Here is a 5891-nt window from a genome sequence, read left to right on the forward strand (position 1 = left end):
GCAAAGAGTCCGGAACCTGGGCCAGCTGATCTTCATCGACCTGCGCGACCGGGAAGGGATTGTCCAAGTCGTTGTCAACCATGATTCTGGCAAAGAGTTGATGGACGTGGCATCTTCCTTGGGCCAGGAATACGTGGTCGAAGTCAAGGGTCACGTTAACGAACGTTCCAGCAAGAACCCGGACATGAAGACTGGTGACGTGGAAGTCATTGCCAGCGAAATCACGGTCTTGAACAAGGCCAAGACTCCGCCATTTGAAATCAAGGATGACCTGGTAGCCAGCGAACAGACCCGGTTGAAGTACCGCTACCTGGACCTGCGCCGGCCAACTTTGCAAAACGCCTTGATCATGCGGGCCCAGATCATGACCGCTACCAACGCTTACCTGTCAGGCCAAGGCTTCATCAACATTGAAACTCCAGACCTGGGCAAGTCAACGCCGGAAGGCGCCCGGGACTACCTGGTTCCTTCCCGGGTTTACCCAGGTTCCTTCTACGCCTTGCCGCAGTCACCGCAAATCTTCAAGCAGCTCTTGATGGGGGCCGGCTTTGACAAGTACTACCAAATCGCCCGCTGCTTCAGAGATGAAGACTTGCGTGGGGACCGGCAACCGGAATTCACCCAGATCGACCTGGAAACTTCCTTCATGGATGAAGAAGGCGTTCAAGAAGTAACTGAAGGCCTCCTGGCTAAGGTTATGAAGGACGTGAAGGGAATCGACTTAAAGCTGCCGCTGCCGCGGATCACTTGGCAGGAATCCATGGACAAGTACGGCTGTGACAAGCCAGATACCCGTTACGGCATGCTGATCCACGACTTGGGTTCTGTCTTTGCCAAGTCCGGCTTCAAGGTCTTTACTTCCGCCTTGGAAAACGGCGGCTTTGTCCGCGGGATCGCGGTCAAGGGCGGGGCTAAGTTCTACTCCCGCAAGAAGATCGAAGCCATGCAGGACTACATCAAGCGTTACCACGCCAAGGGCCTGGCCTGGGTCAAGTATGAAGACGGCGACTTCTCCGGTCCTGTTTCCCGCTTCTTAAGTGACGAAGAAAAGGCCGGCTTGGTTGAAGAATTCGGTCTGGAAGGCGGGGAACTCCTCCTCTTCATCGCTGACCAATGGAAGGTCTGCTGCGACTCCCTGGACTACCTGCGCCGGCAAACCGCCAAGGAAACAGGCATCATTCCAAAGGACACTTACAAGTACCTCTGGGTTGTCGACTGGCCGCTGTTTGAATACGACGAAGGCGACCAGCGCTGGATCGCTGCCCACCACCCATTCACCATGCCCGATGACAAGGGAATTGAGCTCCTGGAAACCGATCCGCACAAGGCTCACGCCCGCAGCTACGACATCGTTTTGAACGGCTACGAACTGGGCGGCGGCTCCATCCGGATCCACAAGCGGGACATCCAGGAAAAGATGTTCAAGGCCCTGGGCTTTACTAAGGAACGGGCTTACGAACAATTCGGCTTCTTGATGGACGCCCTGGACATGGGCTTCCCGCCGCACGCCGGCCTGGCCATCGGCTTGGACCGCTTCGCCATGCTTTTGGCAGGCAAGGACAACATCCGTGATGTCATTGCCTTCCCGAAGAACGCCAGCGCCAGCGAACCAATGATGCACGCTCCAGCTCCAGTTGCCGACCAGCAGTTGACTGACTTGGGCATCGAAGTAGCTGAAGCAGCCAAGGAAGGCGTTGAAAAGTACGAAGCTTCCCTGGAAGCTGAAGCTGCGGAAGATGTCAAGTCTCACGAAGAATAAAGAAAAAGCTGAAAAAGCGTAAAAAAATAGTTCAAGATCATTTAGGATCTTGAACTATTTTTCTTTGCCAAACTTTTAATTATCGCTGTCGTTATTGACATTTTCTTCTGGCAGGTCTTCAGTCGTGTTGACGTCATCGTCAGCCGTGGACTTGCTGGTGGTTGTGCTGCTCTTCTTGGTCGTGTAGCTTGAAGAGCCGGTTGAACCAGTTGACCTGGACGTGGAGCTCTTGGAGCTGCTTGGGCTGGAGTAGCTGTAGCTATAAGTTGAGTTGCTGTAGGCAGAGCCCCAAGTAGTGGAGCTGGAGCCATTTGAGCTCTTAGTCGACTTCTTCTTGCTGGACTTAGCCTGGCTGGAGTAGCTGTAGCTTGAGCTGGATGAGTCGTCGCTTGAAGAACTTGAAGAGTCGCTTGATGACTCACTGGATGATGATTGACTCACGTCTTCTGAAGAGCTTGAAGAACTGGATGATTTCTTCTTGCTCTTCTTGCTCTTGCTTTTTGCCTTGCTTGATGATTTGGATTCTTCATCTTCTTTGTCGGCCTTGGCCTTGGTCTTTTCCGCCTTGCTGTAGACCTTGTAAGTCTTGCTGCTGCCAGCGGACTCGCTGCTCTTATCGGCCTGGCTTTGGTGATAAAAGACAGCCGCTCCGACTAAGGCGAGCTCAGCGGCAAGGATGCCGGCCAGCATTGGTTTGCGCATTGTATTTCCTCCCAACACAATTTGGTCTATTAGACCACGGTAGTAACTACAGTATACCACGCCTTACGGATGTAAGCATAAGAAAGCCTTGTTTTGCATAAATAAATGCTGAAATTTTTCGCGTTGCCAAGCAATTGCTGCTTGAATTATAATAATTTTAAGAAAAAATATTCTCAAATTGTGTCAGCCAGCCTTGCTTGTCTGAACAATGAAAAAGTGAAAGGGAGAAAAAGATGAAACGGAAGTATTTATGGGGCCTGGCCTTGTTTTTGGCCGGCTTTGCGGCCCTCTTTTTACCAGAAAAAGTTTTTGCCGATTATGACCTAACCAAGATGGATGTCACGGCAGTCGTCAATTCTGACGGGTCCTTGTCGATGACCCGGAAGATCGTCTATGACTTCGACGATTCAGCCAATGGGGTCTACTATACCCAGAACTTGGCCAGCGGACAGAAGGTCAGCGGGCAGAGCGTCGAGGTTAAGGACCTGGCCAGCGGGAAGACGGTCAAGCCGGCCTTGAACAACCAGGCTGACGGCGGCAATGTCTACCACTTCAGTAAAGATGGCAATTCCTACAAGTTCAAGGTCTACCACCATGTCGAAGAGGGGAAGGTACAGGTGGTCTACCGCTACAAAATTTCCAGGGCGGTTGACACTTATGATGACGCTTCTGAACTAAATTTCAAGATTGTCGGGGACGGCTGGGATAAAGAGATTTCCAATGTTTCTGCCGCGGTTCGCTTCAAAGGCAAAAATCTGTCCTTCTTGAAGGGCTGGGCCCATGTCAATGCCAATGGTCATTTGACCGTTGACAAGGAAAAGGGCCTGGTCAAGGCAGAAGTAGCCACTTTGCCGGAAAATACTTTTTTGGAGCTGCATCTGCTTTTCCCAAACAGTTTAGTCAGCCAAAATAAAAAGCGGCATTCCGGGGAAATCGCGGCCAAGGTCGTGGACCAGGAAAAAGCGCTGGCTGAAGAAACGGCTGCTAAAAAGTCCCGCCACAATGTTTATGAATTGATCGGCCTGGCCCTTTTTGCCATCTCGCCGCTGCTCTATCTGCCAGTCTTTATCAAGAGCAGAAAGTCGGGCAGCCCGGTCAAGGCCAAAAAAGAAATTGGCCACAATTTTGAAATTCCAAGTTTCAGCCCGACTGCGGCCCAGATCCTGGTGACCAAAAAAGATCCAGACGGCAAGGCCTTGGCAGCCGAAATTGCCCTCCGGGCCGGCCGGGGCGAAATTACTATTGATCCAGGCAAGAAGGGAAAGAACTTCACTTATACCAAGACCAGCAAGTATAAAGGCGACCTGCCGCTTTTAAACAGAATTTTCAAAAAGGTCGGCAATGGACAAAGCTTTAGCAACAAGGACTTGAAACAATATGGCGACAGCAAGGGGATTACTTCTAGCTACAAGAACTGGCAAGAGGACAGCCAAAAGGCCTTGATTAAAGAAGGCTACATCGACCAGAAATTGCAGGACAGAGAGGAGATGTTGTCGTTATACACCATAGCTGTAATGATTCTTTCAGTCGCGGCTATTCTCGTCAGCTTCTTCTTGTATGATAAATATTTCCTGTGGCTCTTTCCAGTTGCTGTCTGGATCTTGGCTGCCTTTGCAGTTGCCTTGTTGCGTCTGCACCACTTCTCATCTTTGACAAAAAAGGGGGCAGAAGCTACTGAACAGGCTATGGGATTTGAAGCCATGCTGGATGATATCGGCCAGTTTAAGCTGCGCGATATTGGGGAACTGACTCTCTGGGAGCAGGTTATGCCTTACGCCATTGCCTTTGGCCTGGCCAAGAAGGTCCTCAAGCAGCTGAAGCTGGAATTCCCAGAAGAAATCGAGGCTGATCCTTACTGGACCTACTACTATGCCGGCAGTAGCTACGGGGCTTTTGCATCCAGCTTTGACGAGGCAATTTCTTCTTCAGCTGGCTCTGGCGGCAACTTCTCGGCCTCCAGCGCCTCCAGCGGCGGCTTTGGGGGCGGCAGCGGCGGCGGTGCCTTCTGATTTGTTTTTCCCGGTGAAAAAGTTTACAATAGATAAAATAATTTTTCCGGAGATTAATAGTTAGGGAAGACACTATGGAAGCCAGTTTATGGAACAGATTTAAAAACAATACTCATTTGCGGCGGGCAACGGTCTTGCTCATGATCATTCTGGCCCTGTACTGCGTGCGGGCAATGATGAACACGATCCTGCTCACCTTTATCTTCACCTACTTGATTGTGCACCTGGTCAAGTTCGTGCAGGGGAAATTCAAGCATGTTTCTGACAAATTGATTGTCGCTTTGACCTATCTCTTGATCGTCGTCCTGCTTTACTTTGCCCTGCGCTACTATGTCCCGGTTTTGGTCAAGCAGGTGACCAAGATGACCAAGTCGGTGATTGATTTTTACCAGACCAATGACGTGGGCTGGCTGATGAGTCAGCTGCACAAGTATGTTTCTGAAAAAACAATCTCCAATCAGGTCAAGAGCAGCCTGACCGCGCTGACGGCGGCATTAAAGGGCTTTGGCTCAGTAGCCATGTCCTTTGTCATGGCCCTGGTCTTGAGCTTCTTTTACACGATTGAACTTAAGGAGATGGATAATTTCAGCAAGTCCTTTCTGAAGTCAGATCTCTTTGGCTGGCTCTTTGAAGACATTGCCTACTTTGGCCGCAAGTTCACCAATACTTTTGGGGTGGTTCTGGAAGCCCAGTTTTTGATTGCCATCTGCAATACGGTCTTGACGATTATTTGCCTGGCCATTATGAAAATGCCGCAGATTTTTGCCCTGGGCCTCATGGTCTTCATCTGCAGTCTGGTCCCGGTGGCCGGGGTGATCATTTCCCTGATTCCTCTGTCTTTGGTGGCCTATACGGTCGGGGGGATGCAGGACGTGATCTATATTTTGATCATGATTGCCGTCCTGCACACTTTGGAAACCTATATTTTGAACCCGAAATTCATGTCCAGCAAGACGGAATTGCCGATTTTCTACACCTTTGTGGTCCTGCTCTTTGGCGAGCACTTCTTCGGCACCTGGGGCTTGATCGTCAGCGTTCCAATCTTTACTTTCTTTTTGGATATTTTGGGTGTCAAAAACATCAACAGCAAGCAGGAGAAGCTGCAGGAGGCCAGAAAACGGCTGGAGAACAAGCGGCTGGAAAAATAGCATAATTTTTTTAAAAGAGAATAAATTAGTCAACAGACTCGGAGCAGCAGCTCCGGGTCTGTTGTTTTTTCTTGGGGATTTCTTAAAAGAAAAAGCTATACATGGGCCAATAAAGTAAAAAATAAAAAGTTTTTTGCTATCTAAAAACCCTTATGAATACTAGCTTTATAAGGGATTTGTAGACTATACAATACGTGAACAGTATTGACTTTTCTTAAGTCAGGACTATACTTTATACATGTCAACAAAATTATAGTTTTGAGATGGAAAGAG

4 protein-coding genes are annotated in these 5891 nt (G+C 49.6%); 3 read left to right on the plus strand and 1 reads right to left on the minus strand.

The features are described 5' to 3' along the window. Positions 1–1759: aspartate--tRNA ligase (aspS, locus tag ACI32D_RS07965; RefSeq protein WP_439776049.1), on the plus strand; the 1759-nt coding region annotated here is incomplete at its 5' end. 75 nt (positions 1760–1834) lie between these two features. On the opposite strand, the gene ACI32D_RS07970 is transcribed toward aspS, so the two are convergent. Next, entirely contained in the window at positions 1835–2461 is a 627-nt protein-coding gene (locus tag ACI32D_RS07970; protein ID WP_439776050.1) for a hypothetical protein, read from the minus strand. Positions 2462–2694: 233 nt separating this feature from the next. Between ACI32D_RS07970 and ACI32D_RS07975 the strand changes: the two genes are divergently transcribed. Together ACI32D_RS07975 and ACI32D_RS07980 are read left to right on the plus strand one after the other, a co-directional pair. Next, positions 2695–4470: a DUF2207 family protein gene (locus ACI32D_RS07975; RefSeq protein ID WP_439776051.1), complete on the plus strand. Its 1776-nt coding sequence runs from the start codon at positions 2695–2697 to the stop codon at positions 4468–4470. Between the two features lie 74 nt (positions 4471–4544). After that, entirely contained in the window at positions 4545–5618 is a 1074-nt protein-coding gene (locus tag ACI32D_RS07980) for an AI-2E family transporter (RefSeq protein WP_439776052.1), read from the plus strand. The last annotated feature ends 273 nt before the right edge of the window (positions 5619–5891 follow it).

Source organism: Lactobacillus sp., assembly GCF_051873315.1.
Taxonomy (GTDB): domain Bacteria; phylum Bacillota; class Bacilli; order Lactobacillales; family Lactobacillaceae; genus Lactobacillus.